This window comes from [Actinomadura] parvosata subsp. kistnae, from assembly GCF_900323885.1.
Lineage (GTDB): Bacteria > Actinomycetota > Actinomycetes > Streptosporangiales > Streptosporangiaceae > Nonomuraea > Nonomuraea composti.
The window spans coordinates 577090-599757 of the sequence record NZ_OOHJ01000018.1 but is presented as its reverse complement, the minus strand read 5'-3'; the positions used below and the strand labels follow the sequence as shown (position 1 = coordinate 599757).

The 22668-nt window shown below is 72.6% G+C and carries 18 protein-coding genes and 1 pseudogene; 6 read left to right on the top strand and 13 right to left on the bottom strand.

Features of this window, described 5'->3' with window-relative positions; genetic code table 11:
• Positions 1-29: 29 nt before the first annotated feature.
• From KIS93_RS22835 to KIS93_RS65550, 4 genes are read right to left on the bottom strand one after another with little or no spacing between them, the layout of a single operon-like run.
• Positions 30-1130, bottom strand: a complete 1101-nt coding sequence (locus KIS93_RS22835; protein WP_222107596.1) for a DUF2510 domain-containing protein — start codon at positions 1128-1130, stop codon at positions 30-32.
• 50 nt (positions 1131-1180) lie between these two features.
• The gene (locus tag KIS93_RS22830; RefSeq protein ID WP_186404393.1) at positions 1181-2620 is read right to left on the bottom strand and encodes a protein kinase family protein; all 1440 of its coding nucleotides are present in this window, start codon (positions 2618-2620) and stop codon (positions 1181-1183) included.
• 22 nt (positions 2621-2642) lie between these two features.
• Positions 2643-3707 carry a protein kinase family protein gene (locus KIS93_RS22825; protein WP_246005349.1) on the bottom strand — a complete coding sequence of 355 codons (1065 nt, stop codon included), beginning with the start codon at positions 3705-3707 and terminating at the stop codon, positions 2643-2645.
• Complete coding sequence (locus KIS93_RS65550) at positions 3671-4270, bottom strand: serine/threonine-protein kinase (protein ID WP_246005348.1); 600 nt, start codon at positions 4268-4270, stop codon at positions 3671-3673. Before KIS93_RS65550 ends, KIS93_RS22825 begins: the two co-directional genes overlap by 37 nt.
• Before the next feature lie 21 nt (positions 4271-4291).
• Between KIS93_RS65550 and KIS93_RS69075 the strand changes: the two genes are divergently transcribed.
• On the top strand, positions 4292-4675 hold the full coding sequence (locus KIS93_RS69075) for a glycine zipper domain-containing protein (RefSeq protein WP_420895879.1): 384 nt from the start codon (positions 4292-4294) through the stop codon (positions 4673-4675).
• Positions 4676-6219: 1544 nt separating this feature from the next.
• Here the strand turns inward: KIS93_RS69075 and KIS93_RS69070 are convergent.
• Both KIS93_RS69070 and KIS93_RS22810 read right to left on the bottom strand, forming a co-directional pair.
• Positions 6220-6942 (bottom strand): annotated as a pseudogene (locus tag KIS93_RS69070) (serine/threonine-protein kinase); the annotation flags it as partial.
• 86 nt (positions 6943-7028) lie between these two features.
• Positions 7029-7679: a pyridoxamine 5'-phosphate oxidase family protein gene (locus tag KIS93_RS22810; RefSeq protein ID WP_080045737.1), complete on the bottom strand. Its 651-nt coding sequence runs from the start codon at positions 7677-7679 to the stop codon at positions 7029-7031.
• A gap of 71 nt (positions 7680-7750) precedes the next feature.
• On the opposite strand from KIS93_RS22810, the gene pdxR reads away from it, so the two are divergent.
• The gene (gene pdxR / locus KIS93_RS22805; protein ID WP_080045738.1) at positions 7751-9151 is read left to right on the top strand and encodes a MocR-like pyridoxine biosynthesis transcription factor PdxR; all 1401 of its coding nucleotides are present in this window, start codon (positions 7751-7753) and stop codon (positions 9149-9151) included.
• On the opposite strand, the gene KIS93_RS22800 is transcribed toward pdxR, so the two are convergent.
• On the bottom strand, positions 9120-10268 hold the full coding sequence (locus KIS93_RS22800) for a DegT/DnrJ/EryC1/StrS family aminotransferase (RefSeq protein WP_080045739.1): 1149 nt from the start codon (positions 10266-10268) through the stop codon (positions 9120-9122). The genes pdxR and KIS93_RS22800 overlap by 32 nt on opposite strands.
• Positions 10265-11086: a GNAT family N-acetyltransferase gene (locus KIS93_RS22795; protein WP_246005347.1), complete on the bottom strand. Its 822-nt coding sequence runs from the start codon at positions 11084-11086 to the stop codon at positions 10265-10267. Before KIS93_RS22795 ends, KIS93_RS22800 begins: the two co-directional genes overlap by 4 nt.
• Between KIS93_RS22795 and KIS93_RS65545 the strand changes: the two genes are divergently transcribed.
• The 4 genes from KIS93_RS65545 to KIS93_RS22780 all read left to right on the top strand — a co-directional run bounded on the left by KIS93_RS65545 (position 11081) and on the right by KIS93_RS22780 (position 14899).
• Entirely contained in the window at positions 11081-11386 is a 306-nt protein-coding gene (locus tag KIS93_RS65545; protein ID WP_246005346.1) for a hypothetical protein, read from the top strand. The genes KIS93_RS22795 and KIS93_RS65545 overlap by 6 nt on opposite strands.
• A 116-nt stretch (positions 11387-11502) precedes the next feature.
• Entirely contained in the window at positions 11503-12528 is a 1026-nt protein-coding gene (locus KIS93_RS22790; protein WP_080045740.1) for a phosphotransferase family protein, read from the top strand.
• A gap of 96 nt (positions 12529-12624) precedes the next feature.
• Positions 12625-13377 carry an SDR family oxidoreductase gene (locus KIS93_RS22785; protein ID WP_080045741.1) on the top strand — a complete coding sequence of 251 codons (753 nt, stop codon included), beginning with the start codon at positions 12625-12627 and terminating at the stop codon, positions 13375-13377.
• Between the two features lie 211 nt (positions 13378-13588).
• The gene (locus tag KIS93_RS22780; RefSeq protein WP_230465851.1) at positions 13589-14899 is read left to right on the top strand and encodes a GH39 family glycosyl hydrolase; all 1311 of its coding nucleotides are present in this window, start codon (positions 13589-13591) and stop codon (positions 14897-14899) included.
• Here the strand turns inward: KIS93_RS22780 and KIS93_RS22775 are convergent.
• From KIS93_RS22775 to KIS93_RS22755, 5 genes are all read right to left on the bottom strand, one after another.
• Positions 14863-16086 (bottom strand): acyltransferase family protein, encoded by a 1224-nt coding sequence (locus KIS93_RS22775; RefSeq protein ID WP_080045743.1) that lies wholly within the window; start codon positions 16084-16086, stop codon positions 14863-14865. The two genes, KIS93_RS22780 and KIS93_RS22775, sit on opposite strands and share 37 nt — an antisense overlap.
• A complete protein-coding gene (locus tag KIS93_RS22770; RefSeq protein ID WP_222107594.1) occupies positions 16079-16996 on the bottom strand; it encodes an alpha/beta hydrolase in 918 nt (305 codons plus the stop codon). The genes KIS93_RS22775 and KIS93_RS22770 overlap by 8 nt, the downstream gene beginning before the upstream one ends.
• Positions 16997-17087: 91 nt before the next feature.
• On the bottom strand, positions 17088-17720 hold the full coding sequence (locus tag KIS93_RS22765) for a GNAT family N-acetyltransferase (RefSeq protein ID WP_080045744.1): 633 nt from the start codon (positions 17718-17720) through the stop codon (positions 17088-17090).
• Positions 17721-17762: 42 nt separating this feature from the next.
• Positions 17763-18965, bottom strand: coding sequence for a DUF418 domain-containing protein (locus tag KIS93_RS22760; RefSeq protein ID WP_080045745.1), 1203 nt, complete (start codon positions 18963-18965; stop codon positions 17763-17765).
• A 42-nt stretch (positions 18966-19007) separates the two neighbouring features.
• Positions 19008-22601, bottom strand: a complete 3594-nt coding sequence (locus tag KIS93_RS22755; protein WP_186404391.1) for a hypothetical protein — start codon at positions 22599-22601, stop codon at positions 19008-19010.
• Positions 22602-22668 lie beyond the last annotated feature (67 nt).

Here is a 22668-nt window from a genome sequence, read left to right as displayed (position 1 = left end):
TTGTTACCCCACCAGCCTAGTGCCACCGGTCAGGCGGGCTTGAGTGAGCTGAGCACCTTGCCGACGACGTCGGTGCCGAGATTGTCGGGTACGGACACGTAGATGATCGCCGGGCTCTGGCCCTGGCCGCGATCCATCAGCACGATGGCCCCGTTCTCCTTCTTCCACTTGTAGCCCTTCTCCTCGGAGATCTTGGAGAAGTCCAGCTGGAACTGCAGCACCCACCCGTCCCGGTCGCCGATCTTCATGGCCTTGTCGGAGACGATCTGGCTCTCGTGCGCGAGCTGGTAGTACTGGGTGGAGAAGTGCACGAACACGGCCTTGGCGGTGTCGCCCATGCCGGCGACGCCGGTGTACGGGTAGAGCTCGTTCAGCACGCCGGTGTAGACGTTGCCGATCCAGTCGCCGTCGCCCTCGTAGTTCTCCTGGGAGACGGCCTTCACTCCGGCGGTGAACTGCTGGTCGGTGGGGCTGCCGCTGTTGACGTCGGCGGGGGCGGCGACCTTCCAGCCGTCGGGCACCTGGAAGGAGACGCCGGCCCGGGGGTCGGTGACGACGCCGTCGACCGGCTCGGGGAACTGGCCGCCCTGGCTGGGCAGGGGCTGCTGCTGCGACGGCGGCTCGTTGCTGGGCGGCTGCCGCGGCTCGTACGTGTCGGACTGCTCCGGCTGGGCGATGCTGCCGGAGTCGCCGCGGTTGATGAAGAAGATGCCGCCGACCACGATCAGCGCGAGCACGAGCAGCGCCGCGAGCCCGCCGAACACCCACGGCAGCGGGTTGCCCTGCTTGGGCGGCGGAGGCGGGCCGTAGCCGGGGCCGGGCAGCGGGCCGCCGGGCCACTGCGGCTGCTGCTGGGTGGGCGCCGTGGGCGCGCCGTAGGCGCCCTGCCCGTAGGTGGGCTGGCCGAACTGGGCCGTGGGGTTCGCCGGCGTCGCCGCCCAGCCGGGGCCCGTCTGGGGCTGCGGCTGGAACTGCGGCTGGGGCTGCTGGGGCCCGGAGGACGGCTGGGTCTGGGCCGGACCCGGCTCCTGCGCGTGAGTGGCGTCCGTCCACTGGTTGCCGTCCCACCAGCGGAGCCGGGGCTCTCCGTAGGGGTCCGGGTACCAGCCCGCGGGGGTCTGCGTGGTCATGCTGGCCAGATTAGTAAGAACCGCTTTGAGATGCATTGGTGGACGAGCGATCAACACTTGTACGTGAAGCTCGCCTTGTCCGTGATGACCGGCCCCGGGGTGAGGACGCGCAGCGTCGCGGTGGCCTTGACGTTGCTCTTGCCCTGCAACGTCCACCTCAGCGGCACGGTGTACGACGTCTGGCCGTCCTTGGTGCGCAGCGTTCCCTTGACGACTTCCTTGTCCAGGTTCTTGCGCCATTCATAGGTGATCTCCCCGGGCGCACCGTTGGTCACGACGGTGCCCTTGATCACCACGGCGCTGCCGCAGCCCTGCGTCTTCTTCGGCGCCACCACATCGATCGACTTCACCGCCAGGTCGGGTGCGTTGCCCAGCTTGAACCAGGCCAGGATCGCCCCCGCCATGATCACGGCGAAGACGGCCGTGGCGAGGACCGTCCGCCGGCGCCGCGCCCGCGACGCCCTCGGCGGGCGGCGGCCGGGGCGGTGCACGGTGTCCGCCTCGCCGCGGCCCTCCCGCCAGATGCGCTGGGCGGGCGTCTCGGGCTCGTGCGGCTGCGTGCCGACACCGGGCCCGAACTGGAGCGGCCCCGTCGAAGGTCCTGTCCTGTAATCGGGTGCAGGATCCGTGCCGAACCCGGGTGCAGGGTCCGTGCCGTACGGGAGTGGGCCCGCCGACTGGCCCGGCACGTGCAGGAGTGTGACGATGTCGCCCTCGTCCCGAGGTGTCACGATCGGCGCCGCCCCGTACGAGCGCGGCTGCGCGAACGCCGACCGCCCGCGTGCCGCCCTGGCCAGCCCGTCCCTGCTGATCCGGCCGCCGGGCAGCCGCCCCCGCTCGTTGACCAGCAGGTCGCGGGCCGTGCCGAGGCCCAGGGTCTGGGCGGTCGCGGCGACGCGTTCGAACAGCTCGGCCGCCTCGGGCGCGTCGCGGCCGAAGGAGGCGGCCAGGCCGCGGGCCAGGGAGGCCCAGCCGGCGGCGTCCCGTTCGCGCGGCGAGACCTGGGCGCGGATGGCGTCGGACAGGCCGCGCTCCGACAGCAGCGAGACGCCCTCCGAGGTGATCACCACCGTGCCCGGGTGCACCGAGCCGTGCGTGACCCCGGCCGCGTGCAGCGCGAGCAGCGTCTGGGCGGTCTCCACCAGCGAGGACGCCGCCCCGTTCGGGTCGATCGGCCCGGCGGCGAGCAGGTCGGCCAGCGTGGGACGGACCGCCTGCGCGGTGAGCAGCCACACCTGGTCGCCGGCCGCCACGACGTCGGCGACGGGGATCAGCCCGGTCAGCCCGGCCAGCACGAGCCGCTGGTCGGCCATGACCGCCTGGACGACGCGCTCGCGCACGCCGGGCAGGCCGATGAGCTTGGGATCGAACAGCAGGGCGCCGGCCCTGCGGCCGTCGGGTGAGATGGCGTCGATCCAGTTGCCGAGCTCGGTCATCCAGGTGTGCTCGGTGAGCCGGAACCCGGCGATTCCGTTTCCAGGGTTGTCCATCGCCGTTGCCCCCCGGCCGTGTTCAACGCTTCCTTCGGTGGCGTCCCGCCATCCGGCGCCTCACCGCAAGTGTGACCGGTAGGCCGCCCGTCGTCACCAGGCCGAGCGCGAGCAGTGCGCCGGCGGCTTCCCTCCGTGGCGTCTCATCGGGCGTGACGGTGGGGCTTTCGTCGTCGCCGCCAGGCTCCTCCGACGGGGTGGTGGCGGTGGTGCGCGGCGGGGTCGGTGTCACGGGGACCGGGGTCGGCGTCGGAGCCGGCGTGGTGGGCCTGGTGGTGGGTGTGCGGTCGTTCACCTCGCCGCTCATCTCGGGCTCGGGGGTCGGTGTCGGCGTCGAGGTGGGGGTGCGGCTGGGGGTGGGCTTCCTGGTCTTGCGCGGCGTCTTGACGGGGGTGGGGGTGGCCGTCTTGGTGGGCTTGGCGGTGGCGGTCGGCTGGACGACCGGCGGCGCGGCGGTGGCCGTGTCCGTCGGGGTGGGGTCGGGGGTGGTCGGGTCGAGGGTGGGCTCGGTGCTCTCCTCGGGCGTCTCCTCGGGGACGGTCTCCTCGGGCTCGGGCGTGAGCGCCTCCGTGGTGGTGGGCGTGACGGAGCTGGTGCCCGCCTGGAGCACCGGCTCGGCGGACCCGGAGGTGAGGATGACCACGACGGCGGCGACCAGCACGCCCACGCCGACGGCGCCCAGGGCGATCTTGGCGGGCAGCTTGCTCAGGAGGCGGGTGGGCTCGGGGAAGTGCGTCTCGGCGAGCGAGGTCTGCGTCTCGGCGGGCTCCTCGAGCGCGCTGGGGAACAGCAGCACCAGCAGGCCCGCCAGGGCGGCCAGGCGGCGGCGTCCGCGCTCCTCCCAGTCGGGTCCGTACGCCTCCGTCGCGACGGCCTCCAGCTCCGTCAGGAACGCCTCCGCGGACGGCGGCCGCTCGGCCGGGTCCTTGGCCAGGCCGCGCTCGACCAGCCCCTGCAGCGGCGCGGGAACCTCCTCGACCGGCGGCGGCGCGCTCTGGTGCTGCCGGGCCAGCGCCGCCATGTTGGGCGCGCGGAAGGGCCGCATGCCCGTCAGGCATTCGAAGAAGACGACGGTGGCCGCGTACACGTCGGTGGCGGGGCCGGCCGGCGAGCCTGCCCACTGCTCGGGGCCATGTAGGGCGGCGTGCCCGCGGCGCCGGCCTCGTCGCCGACGCGGACCGCGATGCCGAAGTCGACGAGCTTGCTGGTGCCGTCGCCGCGCACCATGACGTTCTCGGGCTTGAAGTCGCGGTGCACGACCCCGATCGCGTGCGCGGAGGCCAGGCCCAGCAGCGAGCCCTTGAGCACGGTCAGCGCCGCCTCCGGGCCGGTCGGCCCCTCGGACCTGAGGAGCTCGCGCAGCGACACGCCGTTGATCAGCTCCATGACGATGGCCGCGCCCTGCCCGGCCTCGACGTAGTCGATCAGCCGGGCGTGGTACTGGCTCTGCAGCGTGGCCAGTAACCGGGCCTCGTGCCGGAACCGGGCGACGAACCCGACGTCGGATCTCAGCTCGTCGCTGAGGTACTTGATGGCGACTTCCGCGCCGTCGTAGTCACGCCTGGCCAGGACCACCCGACCGGCCGCGCCCGAGCCGAGCTCGCGCACCTCGGTGTAGCCGGGGACCCCCCATGGCCCATCACCGTACATAACGGACTCCTCTGGAGTTCAGTGGGCCCCCACCCTCATCAAACGGACCGTAGCTTAACCAGAGGGAACCGTTTTCCCGCTACCGATATACGACAACTGGTGAAATATCACTCAAGGGTGCCGGGCGCGTCGGGGCTCGGCTCCTCCTGGGTCGGCTTCCCGGTGGGTTCCTTGGTCGGTTCCTTCGTGGGCTCTCTCGTGGGTTCTTTCGTGGGCTCCTTGGTGGGTTCCTTCGTCGGTTCCTTGGTGGGCGGCTTGGTCGGTTCCTTGGTCGGCTCCTTGGTGGGCTCCGGCTCGGGGCACTTCGGCGTGGTGCCGCTGCGGGTGGCGCTGCCGCCGGCCGCCGCCGGGGCGGTCGAGGCCGTCACGGACCAGCTCGTGCCACAGGGCAGCCGCGCCTCGTAGCCGAACGTCCGGCTGTAGGAGGTGTCGCCCGACAGGGTGACCGTCTGGGTGTTCGTGGCCTTGCCGGCCCTGAACCTGACCGTGAGCCGCACCGGACCGGTGCCGCCCGTGGTGACGCTGACCGGCGCGCTCAGCCCGCCCTTGGTGCCGACCTCGCCGATCGAGACCCGCTTCACCTGGGTCGGGCAGGGCGCCGAGACGCGCGCGGTGTCGGTCATGCCGCCCGCGCTGACCAGCACCGACAACGTCGAGCCGCAGGGGCGGGCCCGGAACACGTGACGGAACGTCTCGTCGTAGGAGGTACGGCCGGACAACGTGGCGGAGCGGGTGGAGACCGGGTCACCGTCCACCGCGAACCGGGCGGTGAGCGGGATCTCGCCCGTGCCGCTCGCCGTGACCCGCACCCGCGCGGTCGCGGCACGTGCCGGGGCGGCGGGCAGGCCGAGCGTGACGTTCAGCCCGGTCACCTTGGTCGCGCAGGCCGGCAGCGTCGCGGACGCCGAGCGGGGGCCGCCGGCGGGCGCGGGGGAGGTGGTGACGGTCAGCGTGACCGTCTTGCCGCACGCCCCCTCGCCCAGCGACCAGGTCAGCCGCCGGTCGTAGCTGCCGGCGCCGCTGAGGCTCAGGCGCTCGACGCGGGTCTCCTCGCCGGGCGCCGTCCAGGTCGCGGTCGCGGTGACGGCGCCGGTGCCGCTGGTCCGCACGCCGATCGTGCCCGCCGCCACGCCGTTCTCGCCGATCGTGAGCTCACCCACGCTCACCCCGAGCACCGAGGTGACCGGGGGCGGCTGCTCGGTGGTGGGAGTGGTGGGTGGCGTGGTCGGCGGGGTGGTCGGCGGCGTCGTAGGCGGGGTCGTGGTCGGCGTGGTGGGCGGGGTGGTGGTCGGTGTCGTGGGAGGCGTGGTGGTGGGGGTTGTGGGAGGCGTGGTGGTGGGGGTTGTGGGCGCGGTGGTGGTGGGCCGGTTCGTCGTGGGCCGGTTCGTCGAGGGACGGGCGCTGGTCGTCGGTGGCTGGGCGCGGAAGGTCGGCGGGCGGGGCGGGTCCGCCTCGGGGGAGGTCTGCGGGACGACCTGCGGCGTGATCTCCGGCCCCGTGACGTTCTCGGGTTCGGGCTGCGAGCGCGGCGGCGTGGACTCCTCGATCGTCGGCGGCCCGGCGGCCGGCGCCGTCGTGACCTGACTGGGCGGCACGACCACCGCCGCGCCGACCGGCCGCTCCGGCGGCTGCCGGTTGACCAGCACGACCACCACGGCCACGGCCGCCGCCGCGCTCACGGCGCCGCCCATCGCCAGCCGCCGCCCGTTCGTCCGGACGGCACTGCGCGCGCTGCGGCCCAGCCGGCCGCGCACGTTGTCGAACACGGTGCGGGCCAGCGACGTGGCCGTCTCGGGCGGCGCGGGCTGGGGCATGGGCAGCAGCAGCGCCAGCAGGGCGACGAGCGCGGCCAGTCGCCGCCTGCCCCGCTCCTCCCAGTCCTCCCCGTACGCGGCCCTGGCCACGGCCTCCAGCTCCGCCACGAACGTCAGCGCCCCGTCGGGCCGCCGCGCCGGGTCCTTGGCCAGCCCGCGCCGGATCAGCTCGCGTACGGGCTCGGGCGCGTCGTGGAAGGGCACCGGGGCGTGCACGTGCTGGTAGCCCAGGACGCTGGGCTCGGTGGAGCGGTAGGGCCGGTGCCCGGTCAGGCATTCGAAGAAGACGGCGGTGGCGGCGTACACGTCGGTCGCGGGCGAGGCGGGGCGGCCCTCCCACAGCTCGGGCGCCATGTACGGGGGCGTGCCCTCGGGGTGGGCGGCGGTGCCCTGGTGCACGGCGATGCCGAAGTCGACGAGCTTGCTGGCCCCGTCGTCGCGGACGAGCACGTTCTCGGGCTTGTAGTCGCGGTGCACGAGCCCCATGGAGTGCGCCCTGGCCAGGCCCAGGAGGGAGCCCTTCAGGACGACGAGCGCGGCCTCGGGCTCGGTGGTGCCGTTCTCGCGTAACAGGGCGCGCAGCGAGACGCCGTTGACCAGCTCCATCACGATGGCGGCGCCGCCGTCGTCCTGGATGTACTCCCACAGGGTGGCGATGTGCGGGTCGCGCAGGGTGGTGAGCAGCCGGGCCTCCGACTGGAACCTGAGCAGGGCGGAGGGATTGCCCACCAGCTCCTGGGACAGGTATTTGATCGCCACTCTGACGCCGGTCTCGTCGTGCACGGCGAGGACGACGCGCCCGCTGGCACCCGCCCCGAGCTGCTTGATCTCCGTGTAACCGGGAGCGCTCCACTCCATTTTGCCTCTCCCATCAGGAGCCGGCCCACCTGATGAGACGTCGGATCAAGGAGTCAGGTTTTCCAGGTGGCTCCGGAAATATGGAACTACTCCCGATGGAGGATGTGAACCGGTGCCTCGATACCTTCTGGGAGCACCGAATCGGGTTCGGGCGTGCCCCACGACGTGACCAGGGGCAGCACGCCGGCCCACACCGGCAGGTCGTAGTCCTCGTCCTCGTCCTTGGGGCCGCCGCGCCTGATCTTGACGGACGCCTCCTCCAGCGACAGCGCGAGCACGGCCGTGGCGGCCAGCTCCTTGCGCGACGGGCGGCGCACGTAGTCCCACTGGCCTGGGGCGAGCTGCTCGGCCAGGGCGCGCAGCCCCAGCAGGCGCTCGTCGGGGTCGGTCACGAGGCGGGCCCGGCCGTAGATCATGGCCGAGCGGTAGTTGACGGAGTGGTGGAAGATCGAGCGGGCCAGCACGATGCCGTCGAGGTGGGTGACGGTGACGCAGACATCGGTGCCGGTGCTGGGGTCGGTGCCGGCGCGCAGCGAGGCGGCGCCGGTGGAGCCGTGCAGGTAGAGGGTGTCGCCGACGCGGCCGTAGCCGGTGGGCACGACCATGGGGTGACCGTTCGCCACCACGCCCAGGTGGCAGATCAGGCCGGTGTCGAGCACCTCGTACAGGTCGTCCCTGTCGGTGCTGCCGCGCTCCTTGGAGCGGCCCAGTGTGGTGCGGGGAGTGGTGGAGAGCATGATTCGACCGTAACGACGAAGTGGACTTATCCTGTAGGGCCACTACCAGCACCTTTCAAGAGACCACTTTCATGCGCACCCATGTCGACCTGCCGGTCTCCCTCTCCCGTGAGTCGGCCGAGCCGCTCACCGCGCAGCTCGTCGCGTGGCTGCGCGGCGCCATGCTGGACGGCACGCTCGCGTCGGGCGAGCGGCTGCCGTCCACGCGGGCGCTGGCCGCCCAGCTCGGGGTGAGCAGGACGGTGGTGACCGAGGCGTACCAGCAGCTCTACGCCGAGGGCTGGCTCGACGGGCGGCACGGCTCGGGCACGTTCGTGGCCGGCATCGAGACCGCCACGGGATCCGTCAGGCCGGGGCCGCGGCCGCCCGCGGAGTTCGTGCCCGCGCCGCCGCCCCCGTCCGGCCTGATCAACCTCACCTCCGGCTCTCCTTGGGTGCGCGACTACGACGAGGCGGCGTGGAAGCGGGCCTGGCGCCGGGCCGCCGACCTGCCGCCGGGCGACTCGCCCGACGCGCACGGCCTGCCGCGCCTGCGCGAGCTGCTCGCCGACCACCTCAGGCGCGCCAGAGGCATGGCCGTCGGCCCGGAGAACATCCTGGTCACCCGGGGCACCGGCAACGGTCTCGACCTCTGCGCGCTGGCCCTGCTCGGCCCGGGGGCCAGAGCCGGGGTGGAGGACCCGGGCTACCGGGTGGCGCGCACGGTGTTCGCGGCCAGGGGCGCCGAGGTGGTGCCGTGCCCGGTGGACGAGGACGGCGTGATCGTGGACGGCCTGCCGGGCGACCTGCGCGTGCTCTACACCACGCCGGCCCACCAGTTCCCGCTGGGCGGCCGGCTGCCGATCCCGCGCAGGGAGCGGCTGCTGGCCTGGGCGGCCGGCACGGGAGCGACGATCGTGGAGGACGACTACGACGCCGAGTTCCGCTACGACGTCGCCCCGCTGCCCGCGCTCTACGGCCTCGACCCGTCCCGGGTGGTGCTGCTCGGCACGCTGTCCAAGACGCTGGCCCCCGACGTGGGGGTGGGCTGGCTGGTCGGCTCGCCCGAGCTGGTCGCCAGGATCGCGCACCTGCGCGGCGAGGTGGGCGACCGCACGAGCGGGCCCGTCCAGCAGGCCGTGGCCACCCTCCTGGAACGCGGCGACGTCGACCGGCACCTGCGCAGGATGCGCCTGGAGTACGCGCGCCGCCGCGCCGCCGTCGTCGAGCTTCTCGGCCCCGCCTGCCGGCTGCGCGGCGACACGGCCGGGCTGCACGTCCTGGCCGAGCTGCCCGCCGCCCTCGTGCCCGGCGTGGTGGAGGGGGCCAGGCGGCGCGGTGTCCTGCTCGACTCCACCGAGCGGCACCACCACGGCCGCACCCGGCTGCACGGGCTGGTGATCGGTTACGGCTCGGCGTCGCTGCCGGACGTGCGGCGGGGGTGCGAGATCGTGGCGGCGCTCATCCGCGAGGCCCAGGAAGGGGATCGGTGATCGGGCCGGAGGTCGGCGGCTCCAGGCGGCGCAGGACCGGGAGCGAGCGGGCGGTGCACATCGGGTCCACCGGCAGCACGTGCCGGGCCCACCAGCGGGCCGGGGCGGGGTCGGGGGAGTGCTCGGTGAACGCCGGGGCGTAGTCGTCGTAGGCGGGGTCGTACAGATAGCCGGTGGAGACCCCGTGCCGCTCCAGCTCCTCGATGGCCGCGTCCCTGTCGCGCACCAGCAGCGGCACCCGGAACAGCGGCCGGGACAGGTCGTCGAGCACGGCGGGCGCGACCGTGGGCAGCTCGGCCAGGCGCCGCACGCCGGCCACCCGGCGGGCCCGGTCGCGGGGCACCCTGGCCACGCGCCGCCGCTGGTACCAGCGGACCAGGGCGCCACGGTGGGCGCGGTAGTCGTGCAGGTCGGCGCGTACCCACGGGTCGAAGGGCGGCAGCGAGGGCACCTGCTTGAGCGCCAGTTCCAGCTCGCCGGCGCGCAGCGCGATGCGGTAGCCCTCGCGCTCCTCCTGCATGCCGAGGCTGCGCATGAGCCTGAGCGCGGGGCGGACGAGGTCGAGCCTGAGCGCGGCCTGGCGGGCCATGGAGGTGGCCACGCTCCACAGGTCGGCCCGCAGGGAGCCGCGGGTGAGCAGGTCGTCGCGGGCGCGGGTCAGGGCGCGCAGGTCGGACTCGTGCTCGACGGCGAGCACGCCGCCGGAGCCCGCGCCGGGGTGCTTGGACAGGCTGAAGACCGACGCGTGCCCGAACGTGCCGAGCGGCCGCCCGTCGAGGTCGCTCTCCATGGCGTGCGCGACGTCCTCGATGAGGATCTTCCCGGCGAAGGCGGGGGCGTCGTCGGGCAGGCCGTACAGGTTGGTGGTCAGGACCGCGTCGACCGTGTCGAGGTCCACCCGGGAGACGTCGATGTTGCCGTTCCTGGGCGACAGCGGCGCGATCACCGGGCGCAGCCCGGCGGCCAGCACGAGGAAGAGGATCTCGTCGGCGGAGATCGGTGACATCAGCAGCCGCTGCCCGGGCAGGCACCAGTGGCGTAAGGCCAGATACAGCCCCAGCCGGTTGGACGGTAGCGACAGGCAGTGACGGCCCGTTCGCTCCTCGATGTGTTTCACCGTTGTAGGACGGTACGCAGTCTTCCGTACGTTTTCAAGGTTTTGTCCGCCGTTTTAAGGAGCAGCGGGTTGGCCATGACGGTGGCGCGGGTCTTGCGCACCGGCACGCGCATCACCCAGTGCACGCCCGCCGCCGGGCCGATCCTGGCCACGCGGCCCTCGGCCACCTCCAGCTCGCCGGTCTTGAGCTTGTCCTTGTACTCCTTCTGGCCCCGCCCCATGTCGATGATCTCGATGCCGGCCTCGGAGGCCCGCTCGGCCATCGCCAGGTGGTGGATGAGGCCGGGGGAGTACTTGGCGAAGTGGGTGTCGTAGGCGGGGAACCAGCCGGCCAGCGTCGTGCGGGTGCGCAGCCCGAAGTGGCCGGCCACCGGCCGGTCGTCCACGTAGATCATGTCGAGCACCCCGGCGAACGACTCGGACTGCGTGGCCAGCAGCCGCTCGACCAGCTCGACGATCCACGGGTGCGCGAACCGGTCGGCGCGGCCCGTGCGGCGGTACTGGTCGGTCTTCCAGCCGAGCAGCGTGCGCAGGGGCTCGAGGTCGGTGGTGGCGTAGTCGTGGCGCAGCGGGCCCGCGTCGCGCTGGAGCTTGCGCGACTTGGCCAGAGTGGTCTTGTACGTCTTGCCGGAGTTGCGGCGAAGTGACTCGGTGTAGTGGTGCCAGCCGTTGCGAAGATCGATGATGGGCGACGGGTGCCGCTCGTGGCGGGCGTGCAGGAGCGGCTGCCCGGACACGAGGTGGTCGAACTCGTACACCGCCAGGCCGCACTCCTTGAGCAGCCACAGCGGGTCGATCCGCGCGTCCTTCAGGTGCACGAGCCCCTGAGCGTCGGTCAGCCCGGCGGCGACCGGCTTGCCGATGCCGAGGGGATGTCGCTCAAAGGGGAAAAAGCCCACGATGTCGGGACCGTCGTGGATGACGGCGACACGTACGAGATCGCGCAGTTCGCCTACCGTAAGGGTGAACTCGGGGGACAAGAAGGGGTTGTCGAAGGCAGTGTCCGCTTCCTGAAGGGCACGCCAGCGGCTCACTTCGGCTTCGCCCAGCTCACGGGGGAGGGCAAGGGTGACGTGCATGGGCTCCTACTGTCAGCGCACACTCTCTGGACATGCTGAGGGCCAGGGTGTACTGCCACATTAAAGGATCTCGCCCGGTGCCATAGCCCCAGGTGCGGAACGTTACATAACTCCCAGTATGTCTTCAGAACCGAGCAACGTTCTAATGTGGGGGCATGACCGTACCTGGCATCGACCACCCCCAGCTGGTCGCGTGGATGGGCCGCCACGTGCCCGACGCCGGCGAGCCCCAGTCCGTCTCGCTGATCTCCGGCGGCCGGTCGAACCTCACCTACCTGGTCGAGGGCGGGGAACGCCGGCTGGTGCTGCGCCGCCCGCCCCTGGGCCACGTGCTGCCCACCGCCCACGACATGCGGCGCGAGTGGCGGGTCATCTCGGCGCTCGCGCCGACGCCCGTGCCGGTGCCGGAGCCGGTCGCCTTCTGCGCCGACGAGGACGTGATCGGGGCGCCGTTCTACCTCATGGGGTACGTCGAGGGCGCGGCCGTGCGGAGCAGGGAGCAGCTCGGCGACCGCACGCCCGAGCAGACGCGGCGGCTGTCGGAGCGGCTGGCCGAGGTGCTGGCCGCCATCCACGCCGTGGACTACCGCGAGGTGGGGCTCGGCGACTTCGGCCGGCCGGAAGGGTACATGACCAGGCAGCTCGACCGGTGGTGCCAGCAGTGGGAGCGGTCGAAGACGGCCGACCTGCCCGAGTACGACCGGCTCGTGACCCGCCTTCGGGAGCGGCTGCCCGCCGAGGCGGCCGGCACGCTGGTGCACGGCGACTACCGGCTGGACAACACGCTGCTGCGGCTCGGCGACCTGGAGATCACGGCCGTGGTCGACTGGGAGATGTCCACGCTCGGCGACCCGCTGGCCGACCTGGGGCTGACGCTGACGTACTGGCACGATCACGGCGACGAGGAGCGGGCCCGGATCCCCGTGGCGGGGGACGTGACGGTGGCGCCCGGGTTCATGAACGCGGCCGAGTTCGCCGCCCACTACACCAAGGTCTCCGGCCGGGACATCTCGGACCTCGGGTTCTACGTGGCCTTCGGGAACTTCAAGCTCGCCGTCATCGTGGAGGGTATCCACGCCAGGTTCCGCCAGGGTAAGACCGTGGGGGAGGGCTTCGACCGCATCGGCGCGGCCGTGCCCATCCTGATCGCCCGCGCGCACCGCATGCTCGACCAGCACTGAGCCATCCGGCCAGCACTGAGCACCCAGACCGGCACCGAGCACCCGGACCAGCACTGAGCACCCCGACCTTCGACCGATCCCCCCGCAAGGAGCGTCATGAGCACTGTTGCACTGATCACCGGAGCCGCGAGCGGCATCGGAGCCGCCGTGGCCCGGCGACTGTCGACGGGCGGAGTCAAGTGCGTCCTCGTCGACATGGACGGCGAGGGGGTCGAGCGGCTGGCCAAGGAGCTGGACGGCGCGTGGCTGGCCGCCGACGTCAGCACCGAGGAGGCCTCGCTGGAGGCCGTCGCGCTGGCCGAGCAGCGTTACGGGCGCCTCGACCTGGTCCATCTCAACGCCGGCATCTCCGGCCGGGTGGACCTGGCCGACTTCGACCTCGCCCGCTACCGCAAGGTCGTCGGGGTCAACATGGACGGCGTCGTCTTCGGCGTGCGCGCCAGTATGCCGCTGCTCCTGCGCTCCGGCGGCGGCGCGATCGTCGTCACCTCGTCGCTGGCCGGGCTCACCGCCTTCTCCGGCGACCCCATCTACACGATGACCAAGCACGCCGTCGTCGGCCTGGTCAGAGCGCTGGCCGAGCCGCTGGCCGCCCAGAACGTACGCATCGGCGCGGTCTGCCCCGGCTTCACCGACACGCCGCTGGTGGCCGACGCCCGGGAGATGTTCGTCAACGCCGGCTTCCCGCTGCTCACCGCCGAGGACGTGGCCGCCGCCGTCGAGTCCGCCTTCTACTCCGAGACCCCCGGCACGCTCCTCATCGTGCAGCCCGGCCGGCAGCCCGTCCCGTACCGCTACGCCGGCGTGCCCGGCCCGGCGGGCGGGCAGCGCCCGCCGAGCAGCGACTGAAGGCAAGCGGCTTGCAAGCGGGACGATTAGCGTAATAAGGGCTGGACTGCTGTCCAGTCCTTGTACGTTTGCGAATCTTGTAGGTTCGTGAATCCCCCAGACGTCTCGCGAGGATGAGGAGCGTTCAGTGATTCCGACCGACGGCCGACACGCGCGCCGACGATCGCCATGGCCGATCGCACTTGGAGCCGGCATACTCGCGGTCGTCCTGGTGGCCGGCATCATGGTCTACGCCTCGATGCGCACGAAGGAACGCGGGGTGTTCAAAGGCAGCGAGGTGGCCACGAAGGCGCCCACCCAGCCCGCGCCCCAGCTCTCCGAGCCGCCGGCACTGGACAACTGGCCCCGCTGGGGCGTCACCCACACCCAGTACAGCGCCGACAACGAGCCGCAGGACGTCGCCGAGCAGGCCAGGGGCGTGCTCGGCCGGGTCCCGATGCTGCAGAACCAGCACATCATGGGCTGGGGCGTCGGCAACCCCGAGCCCAGCCCCGGGCAGTACAACTTCGTCGACCTCGACCGGCGGCTGACGTTCATGGCGTCCTCGCGGGCGGTGCCGGTCATCACGCTGTGCTGCGCGCCCGACTGGATGAAGGGCGGGCAGGCCGGGCGTACGGACTGGAGCAAGAACCACACGGTCGCCCCCGAGAGGGAGCACTTCGACGACTTCGCCGCGCTCGCCGCGCGCGTCGCCAAGCAGTACCCGACGGTCAAGCACTACATGGTGTGGAACGAGTTCAAGGGCTTCTGGGACCCGGCCACCAACCGGTGGGACGCCGAGGCGTACACCGAGATGTACAACAAGGTCTACACGGCGCTGAAGAAGGTCAACAAGGACATCCAGGTCGGCGGGCCGTACGTGTCGATCGGGAGCAGCGTGCGCACCCAGGGCCCGCCGTCCGAGCTGAGCGGCCCCTGGGGGACGGTCGACCAACGGGCGCTCGACGCCGTCAAGTACTGGATCCAGCACAAGAAGGGCGCCGACTTCATCGTCGTGGACGGCGCCTCGATGACGAACGACCGGGGCAACGTCCCCGACGACTTCGCCGCGCAGGGCAAGTTCAGCGCGATCACCACGTGGCTGCGGCAGGAGAGCGACGACCTGCCGGTGTGGTGGGCCGAGTGGTACGTCGAGCCGGAGAACTCGCAGTGGAGCGAGGACAAGCGCACCGCCGTGCAGGCCACCGCGCTCATGGAGTTCGCCAAGAGCGGCGTCACCACCGCCCTGTACTGGAACCCGCAGATGAAGGGCGAAGGCGAGTGCGCCGGGTGCCTGTGGGCGCCCAAGGTGGGCGGCGAGATGCCCATGGCCGGGCTGCTCAGCGGGTTCACCAAGTGGTTCCCCGCCGGGGTCGAGGTGCAGGACGTGCGCAGCTCCGACCCCAAGGTGAAGGCGATGGGGCAGGCGAGCCAGGTCGTCATGGTCAACACCTCCGACCAGGACGTCACCGCCACCGTCGACGGGCGGCAGGTCACGCTGAAGCCCTACGAGATCAAGTGGTCGGGGCGCGGCGGCGCCTGAGCCCGTGAGCGCTCGTACCCGTGGAAGGCCGCCCAGCACGCCGCCAGCGCCACGGCGAACACCGGCAGCCACGCCAGCCGGGCCGCCACCCACCCGGCCGAGTCCGGGACGGTGTGCAGGCCGGGCAGGGCGCGGCCGGAGAGCAGGCCGAGCGCGGTGACGGCGATCATGGCGGTCTGGTGCCACAGGAAGATCGTGATCGCGGAGAGGTTCGCCAGCGCGACGGCGGCCCAGGCCGCCGGCCGGCGCAGCGCCTTGCGCAGCGGTCCGAGCAGGAGCACGGCCGCCCCGCACTGGGCCAGGCCGAAGGTGACGGCGGCGAGCGTGGGCGGGTCGAGGTTCGAGATCCTCGCGCCCGGCACGCCCACCATGGCCGCCGGGTAACCCGCCCACAGCACGAGCCCGGCCGTGGCCGCCGCCCCACCGGCCAGCAACGCCCACCCGGCCCGCCGCCCCGGCACGCCGCCCCGTCCCCAGGACGCGCCCAGGCAGTACGGCACCGCCCAGCCCGCGACCACGTTCACCCAGCCGAGCACCCCGTCGAGCCACGCCGGGCCGCTCAAGCCGTACCGGACGAGGTCGGCCAGGGCGACGGCGGCGAGCGGCCACGCCGGGTGCAGCCGGGCGGCCAGCGGGGTCGCCGCCGTCAGCACCGCGAAGACCAGCAGGAACCACAGCGGCGACCACACCAGCTTGGCCAGCGAGGCCACGGTCGCGGTGCCGACCCCGGCGGCCAGCATCGCGACCGCGATCACCACCCACACCAGCACCACGACGGCGACGGGCCGGAACAACCGCACCATCCGCCGTCCCACCCAGCCGCGATAGGCCCGCACGGAGGCGAGCCCCCGCACCGCCTCCGAGCCGCGCACCGCCCCCGAGCCGCGTGCCGAGTCCAGGCCGCGTGCCACCCCCGAGCCGCGTGCCGAGTCCAGGCCGCGTGCCGCCACGAAGCCCCCCACCAGGAAGAACAACGCCATCGTCTGGAACAGCCACGACGCGGGCGCGAGCTGTGGCAGCTCCCGCAGCGGACTGGCGGCACGCACGCTGCCGCTGTCGATCACCAGCGCCGTCACCAGCCAGTGCCCGAGCACCACGCCGAGGATGGCCAGCGCGCGCAGCCCGTCCAGCCCGCGGTCACGGCCGGCGGGGGTGCCGGTTTCGAGGCGTTCGAGCAGGTCACGCATCCGGAGCCGCCCCCGTCACGATCGCGGCGACGTTGCGCAGGAAGGGCGAGCCCGGCCGCAGGTAGTCGCTGTGCCCGCCGTCGCCGGCCGGGACGACGCGGGCGCCGGACGACGGCGCGACGGGGTCCGGGCCCAGCCCCAGGGTGAGGAAGGGCAGCCGGAGCCGGACGTGCGGCACGTTCGCGACCCAGTCGCGGGTGCCGCGCGCCGCCCAGACGGGCGCGGGCGTGCGCAACGGGCCGTCCGTGCCGGTGCCGGGGGCGCCGTACAGGACGATGTTGGCCAGGCGCCCGAGCCCGGCGGCCGCCCGGCCGCACACGACGGCGCCGTAGGAGTGGCACAGCAGCGAGACTCTGGCCGGTCCCAGCTCGCGCACGAACGACCGGAGCGCCGGCACGGCGTCGTCGGCGCGGCCGGTGGTGAGGACGGCGGCGCCGAGCGTGCCCGGGGTCCGGTAGCCGAGCCAGGCGACGACGGCGGCCCGGCCGCCCAGCTCCTCCTGGAGTGCGCGCGCGCCGGTTCGCAGCCGCTCGTACGTGTCGAGGCCGGTGTCGGAGCCGGGCACCAGCACGGCCACCCGGGAGGCCCCGGCCAGGTCGCCGAAGACCTCCGCCGCCCGCCCGCCGTCGCGGCCGTCGAAGAACAGGAAGCGCCGCCCCGGCTCCGCCATCGCGCGCAGCGCCGCCGCCCGGCGGGCCTGGCCGTGCGCGGCGGCCGTCCGCCCGGCCACGAGGATGTCCTGGCGGACCGCTTCGTACCGGGCCTGGGTCAGACCTTCGGGCGGCCGTCGCGGCGCGGGAGCGGGCACCTCGGAGCCCGACAGGGGCACCACCACGGAGGCGGCCAGGGCGGCGGCGAGTGCCTGCCCGCGCAGCCGGGCGAGCATGGAGGGACGCGAACCGGTGAACATGCGGCGAACCTACGGATCACGGCACGTCACCGGCGTCGTCCCCGGGAGTGGATCTGCGGCGTAGCTCTGGGGTACTACGGGGTCGCCCCGATCACGCCAGCCCGAAGTGCGGCAGGCAGGGCTCCAGCCCGTGGATCTCCACCGGCACCGGGCAGTCGAAGCCGTCGCGGTCGAGCCGGAGCCGCTGCTGCGTGGCCCGCCGCCCCCGGATCGACTGCACGATGAGCCCGTCGGGCCGGTAGCCGAGCTTGCGCGAGACCCCGAGCGAGGCGGGGTTGTCGAGGAAGGCGCTGGAGACGGCCGTCAGCGCGCCGAGCCCGGCGAAGGCCAGGTGCAGGACGGCGGCGCGCATCTCGGTGCCGAATCCCTTGCCCTGGTGGGCGCGGCCCAGCCAGGAGCCCGTGTGCACCTCGCGGGTGACCGCGAAGTCGGTGCCCTTGACGTCCTGGCTGCCGATCACCCGTCCCTCGTGGACGACGACGAAGTTGCAGCACCAGGCGTCGGGCCGCCACCGGGACATGACGCCGAGGTGGTAGAGCGCGACGTTCGTGGGCAGCTCCGCGGCGGGCGCGTCGGTCCACGGCACGCCGAACGGCATGCTGCCGGGGGCGTGCACGCCTTCGACGGCGCGGTCGGCCAGCTCGTCGAGGTCGTGGAGGGTGGGCATCCTGAGCGTGAGGCGGGGCGTGGTCAGCCGCAGGTCGTGTACGGGCCAGTGGCGCATACCGGCCCATTGTTCCCAGCCGCGCCCGCCCGTCTCACCTGATTATTGGGGCTGGGACGGCCGTCGCCAGTACGTCAGGTACCGCAGCAGCCACTCCACCGGCCCGTACCGGTGGTTCCTGAGCCACCAGCGGCTGTAGACGACCTGGAGGGCGAAGATGCCGAGCGCGATCAGCACCTCAACCGGCGGGCTGACGCGGTCCACGAGCGCGAGGCCGTACCCGGTGAAGATCAGCGAGCAGATGAGCGACTGCGCGAGGTAGTTGGACAGCGCCATCCGGCCGGGCGCCGTCAGCAGCCGCCCCAGCCGCGGCAGGTACGGCAGCACCCGCAGGAACGTGGCCGCGTACGCCGCCGCCAGCAGCGGCGCCGTCACCAGGTCGACCGCCTCGCCCCAGAACTTGTGCACGGTGCCGTTCCAGGCGCACATCGTGTAGAACAGGGCGCCGCCCAGCCCGAACGTGAACCCGATCCACTGCAGGTTGCGCAGCGCCCTCGTGTGCGCGCCCACGTCGCGCAGCACGCCCAGCCGGCCGACCGCGAGCCCGATCAGGCACGCGGACAGCACGGCGGGGCCCTGGAAGAACACCCGCGCCACGATGATGAACGACAGCTTCCTGAGGTGCTCGGAGATGATCTGCCAGAACATGCCGCCGAGCGCCGAGTTCGAGGCGGCGGCCTGCGCCGACCCGTCGGCGACCCGGCCCGACATGTCCAGGCCCATCGTCGCCAGCATCGCCAGCAGCATGAACGCGGCCGCCAGCAGCAGCGTGAGCGTGATGGCCAGCGCGACCGCCGTCTTCGGCCGGACCCCGCGGAAGATCAGCAGGGCCAGCCCGACGGCGGCGTACGTGGTCAGGATGTCGCCGGGGAACAGCAGCACGGCGTGCGCCAGCCCGAGCAGGAACAACCCCGCCAGCCGCCGCAGGAACATCGGCACGAACGGCCGCCCCTGCCGCCGGGCCGAGTCGACCTGCAGCGTGAAGCTGTACCCGAACAGGAACGAGAACAGCAGGTAGAACTTGTTCTCCAGGAACAGCGTCACGAACCAGCGCACGCCCCAGTCGAGCGACGAGTTGAACGCGGGCTCCGCCAGCCCGGCCATCCGGTAGCCGGAGGCCAGGAAGGCGATGTTCACGACGAGGATGCCGAGCAGCGAGAAACCCCGTAGGGCATCGACGGAAGTGATCCTCGCTGCGGCGAGGCGTACGTCCGGCCTGGCGGGATGTGTCTCCTGTGTCCTCATCGGAGAACATCATCCCGCACAACCTGAGTGTTTCCTGTGAATTCAGTTATTTTGCGCGATATAGATGAATCTCTCGATGATCACTGCTAGCGCCACCGCGAAGGCCGGAACCGCCAGGAACAACAGGCGTTTGCGGGCCTTCGGCGCCCGGTTCGGGCCGTTGAGACGGATGATCTCGTACCCGAAGAGTGCGACCCATGTCACAGCCAGCGCCCCGATGCCCACCGGCGTCCACGGCGACGTGGGGTCGCCGCGGCCCTTGTAGGGGTTCGGTTCGGGGATCTCCGTGCCGCGCACGAACGTCTTCCACGTGTAGAGCGCCGCGTCGTCGTTGGAGAAGACCCGCTTCAGATCCGGCGACTTGTCCAGCGCCGCACGGAACTTCTCCCCCCAGTCCGCCGGATACCCCTCATTGAGCTGCAGGTAGCTGACCTGGCCGCGGCTCACGATCAGGTACGAGTTCCGCGACGCCTCCTTCAACGCCTGCACCGCGTCGGAGATCTTCGTCGGATCCTTGTGCACCAGCGCCTGAAGGTTGAAGCTCACCTTCTCGACGTCCCGCTCACCCCACGGCAGCGTCGGCGTGACCTCCTGCCCCAGCTTCGGCGTCAGGTAGAGCACGCGGGCGCTCGGCTTGTCGTGCGCGTAGACGTACTGCAGCGCCGCCACCTCGCCCGTGGTGACCCGCTCGAACTTCTCGTTGCCGTACCGGGCCAGCAGGAACGCGAACGCGAACATGACCGCGAAGCACGCCGCCAGCACGATCGAGATGCGCTTGGTCAGCTCCGGGTTGAAGCGCACGTTCCGCCTGCGCAGCGGCACGGTCTCCTCGCGGACGTCCGCGCTGTCGGCCGGCAGGTTCGGGAAGAACGCGTACGCCGCGAGCAGGCAGGCGCCCGGCAGCGCGAACATGTAGATCCGCAGCCCGATCTCGCCGCCGTAGCTCTGCAGCCCCAGCGCCAGCACCGGCACGCACAGCAGGATCAGCGCCGACCGGTCGAACACCCCCCGGCGGAAGCGCCGGAACAGCCCCACGGCCGCGCACCCCAGGATCACCGCGAGGATGCCCAGGCGGGCCTGCAGCACCATCGCGTGCGCGGGGTCGCTGCCCTCGATGCGGTCGCCGGTGTTGCTGCGCAGGTTCTGCAGGATGTTGCCCAGACCGCCGAAGATCGTGTCGATCTGGCTGGCCCAGAACCCCACCGTCATGTAGCTGATCCAGGCCAGCACGATCAACCCGAGGAAGAACGGCAGCGCCCACGTCAGCGTCGTCCGCTTGAAGATCAGGAACGCCGTCACCACGCCGAGCATCATGAACGGCGTGATCTGGTGCGAGGCCACCGACGCCAGGAACAACGCCACCAGCATCATCAGCATCAGCAGCTTGTCGGCCCGGAACGTGCCGGTGTTGGCCAGCTCGCCCGCCGTCATCGCATCCAGCTTGCCGATCAGCTTGCGCAGCCCCTTCGGTGGGATCGGCTTCGTGCGCGGCTCCACCCGTCCGAACCAGCGCAACAGGATCGCCACGAACGCCAGATACAGCGCGAACGTGAACCCCTGCGGCGAGAAGTAGTCCTGGCCGATCCACTGCACCAGGATGAACAGCAGCGCCGCGAACCACCGCGCCCGCGTCGTCGCCACCACCTGGCGCAGGATCAGCACGAACGGGAGCAGGTAGAGGAGGTTCGACAGCAGCGGCGTCCACTGCAGGATCGGCGTCAGATCCGAGATGCCCGCGGCCTTCGTCACGAACGCGAACAACGCGAAGAAACCCGGCCAGCCCATGCGGGCGTCGATGTTGATCGCCGTCTCGCCGGTCCTGCCGATGAACTCCACGAAACCCGCGTGAATGTACGCCGTCGGGAACCGCGGCTCCTCCGCCACCAGCGCACCCGCCCCGTGCAGGGCGAACGTGATCGCGGCGATCTGGAACAGCAGCAGGAACTTGCGGTCGGTGCTCTGGGTGACCGTGATGAAGAACGACACGATCATGATCAGGATCGCGATGAACGCCGTGGTCGGCAGCGCCGAGATCAGGCCCAGGCCGTCGATGTCCGCCGGATCCACGCCCCGCAGCGGGCCCGGGGGCACCTTGAGGGCCAGGATGTACATGACCAGGCCCTCGACGACCAGCAGCACGGGCAGCCACTTGGGCGCACTCGCCACCAACGCCGAAGCCCTGGCCCTGAGCGACCGCGGCTTCCCCGCCGCCTTCTGCTGGGCCTTCTGCGCCTGCTGCCCCGCCGGTCCGCCCGCCTGCTGCGGCGCCGCCTGCTGCGCGCCCTGCGGCGGGCTCTGCGGCGGGGGGCTCTGCTGCGGTGGGCTCTGCTGGAACGCGACCTGCTGCGCACCCGCCTGCGGACCCTGGTGAGGGCTCTGCTGCGGGGCATGCTGCGGCCCCTGCTGTGGCCCTTGCTCCGGTACGGCCTGCGGCCCGGACGGCCCCTGCGGCCGCACACCGGCTCCGGCCGGAGACGCCTGCACGAGATCCGCCAGCCCCTTGGACCCGCCTACGGGCCTCCCTCCAGCGGAACCCGCGGCAGGAGCACCAGCGGCCCCCGAGGTGGGGGTGCCGGTCCCGGACGCCGAGGCGCCGGCGCCGGGCGCGGCGGAGGTGCCGGTGCCGGGCGCCGAGGCGGGCTGCGTGCTCATGGGCTGCGTCCCGGCGCCGGCCGTGCTCGCCGCCGAGGCCGCACCCTTGCCACCCGCACCAGGCTTCGCACCGGCGCCCGGCTTCGCGCCCGCAGCGCCAGGCGCGGCAGCGGTCGCGCCGGGCTTGCCGCCGGCGGTGCTGGGCGTGGCAGCGGGAGCGCCGGGCTTCGCGTCGGTGGCACCGGACTGCGTGCCGGGGGCGCCGGATTTGGTGCCCGCAGCGCCAGGTGTGGCGGCGGTCGCGCCGGGCTTGCCGCCGGCGGCCTCCTGCCCCGGGGCCGGCTGTGGACCGCTGGCGGGCTGGGCGCCGGTGCTCGGCTTGGCGCCACTCGCGGGCTGCGGCCCGCTGGGCGGCTGCGCACCCGTGGTCGGCTTCGCGCCGGTGGCGGACTTGGCGCCACCGGTGGGCTTCGTGCCGCCGGTGGGCTTCGTGCCGCCGGTGGGCTTCGTGCCGCCGGTGGGCGGCTTGGCGCCGCTCGAAGGCTGGGGGCCGCTCGAAGGCTGGGGGCCGCTCGGTGGTTGCGGGCGGAGGCTCGGGGCGGTGGTGGAGTCGGAGGGCGGCGCGTCGGGGCCGGGGGCCGGTTGCACCGGCATCGCGACCGTGCCGGCCGCCGAGAGGTCGGCGGCCTCCTCGGGCGTGGGCGGGCGCCCGACGTGGACGGGCCCCGGCAGCCGGATGGCCGTCGTCCTGTCCGCGTCCGGCGCGCCCTGCTCCGAGCCCGTCTTGGGGCCCGTCTTGGGGCCCGTCTTGGGGCCCGCCTTCGGGCCCGACTTCGGGTCGGCCTGCGCGTCGCGCGCCGCGCCCTTCGCGTCGGGCTGCCGGGCACCGCCCGAGCCGCCCTTGCCGTCCTTGCCGTCCTTGGGCGTGGCCGTTCCCTCGCCGCCGGAGCTCTCAGGGGAGTCCTCGGCCGAGCCGGCCTCCTCGCCCGCGGGCGGGAACGTCAGCTTGGGGATGACTCCCGTAGCTTCCGGATCGAAGGGCACGTCTGACTCCTCCTTGTCCCCACGCACGTCCGGGGAGCCGGTGCGCCCCGTTTGCATGCCATCGCCG

What these genes read in the sequence shown, in the direction of transcription:
- KIS93_RS22835 (WP_222107596.1), bottom strand. Translation starts at nt 1,130, where the DNA reads ATGACCACGCAGACCCCCGCGGGCTGGTACCCGGACCCCTACGGAGAG.
- KIS93_RS22830 (WP_186404393.1), bottom strand. Translation starts at nt 2,620, where the DNA reads ATGGACAACCCTGGAAACGGAATCGCCGGGTTCCGGCTCACCGAGCAC.
- KIS93_RS65550 (WP_246005348.1), bottom strand. Translation starts at nt 4,270, where the DNA reads ATGTACGGTGATGGGCCATGGGGGGTCCCCGGCTACACCGAGGTGCGC.
- KIS93_RS22810 (WP_080045737.1), bottom strand. Translation starts at nt 7,679, where the DNA reads ATGCTCTCCACCACTCCCCGCACCACACTGGGCCGCTCCAAGGAGCGC.
- pdxR (WP_080045738.1), top strand. Translation starts at nt 7,751, where the DNA reads ATGCGCACCCATGTCGACCTGCCGGTCTCCCTCTCCCGTGAGTCGGCC.
- KIS93_RS22790 (WP_080045740.1), top strand. Translation starts at nt 11,503, where the DNA reads ATGACCGTACCTGGCATCGACCACCCCCAGCTGGTCGCGTGGATGGGC.
- KIS93_RS22785 (WP_080045741.1), top strand. Translation starts at nt 12,625, where the DNA reads ATGAGCACTGTTGCACTGATCACCGGAGCCGCGAGCGGCATCGGAGCC.
- KIS93_RS22775 (WP_080045743.1), bottom strand. Translation starts at nt 16,086, where the DNA reads ATGCGTGACCTGCTCGAACGCCTCGAAACCGGCACCCCCGCCGGCCGT.
- KIS93_RS22770 (WP_222107594.1), bottom strand. Translation starts at nt 16,996, where the DNA reads ATGTTCACCGGTTCGCGTCCCTCCATGCTCGCCCGGCTGCGCGGGCAG.
- KIS93_RS22765 (WP_080045744.1), bottom strand. Translation starts at nt 17,720, where the DNA reads ATGCGCCACTGGCCCGTACACGACCTGCGGCTGACCACGCCCCGCCTC.
- KIS93_RS22760 (WP_080045745.1), bottom strand. Translation starts at nt 18,965, where the DNA reads ATGAGGACACAGGAGACACATCCCGCCAGGCCGGACGTACGCCTCGCC.